Source organism: Staphylococcus sp. HMSC061G12 (assembly GCF_001838465.1).
In the GTDB taxonomy this organism is placed as follows: domain Bacteria; phylum Bacillota; class Bacilli; order Staphylococcales; family Staphylococcaceae; genus Staphylococcus; species Staphylococcus simulans.
On the sequence record NZ_KV837191.1, the window covers coordinates 1 to 318 of the forward strand.

A 318-nucleotide genomic window follows, 5' to 3' on the forward strand; every position below is an offset into this window, starting at 1 on the left:
CAGTAAAACTTATGAATTTTTAGTTGATGCTGGTCGTCCTAAGAATCCGATGATGCGCCATTATGCGACGCATTACCCATATCCGTTAGATTTGGCTTTAATGCAGGAAGCTATCAAGGTTTTGGTGGGAACACATGATTTTACAGGATTTACAGCTTCAGGAACATCTGTAGAAAATAAAGTTCGCACGATTACACGAGCAACGGTTGACATTGACGAAAAAACTGGTTTCTTTGTCTTTACCTTCAGTGGAAATGGTTTTCTTTATAAACAAGTCCGCAATATGGTTGGGACTTTGCTTAAAATTGGTAATGGTCG

At 39.0% G+C, this 318-nt stretch carries 1 pseudogene; it reads left to right on the forward strand.

Features of this window, described 5'->3' with window-relative positions:
• Window positions 1-318 (forward strand): annotated as a pseudogene (locus tag HMPREF2937_RS13205) (tRNA pseudouridine(38-40) synthase TruA); the annotation flags it as partial.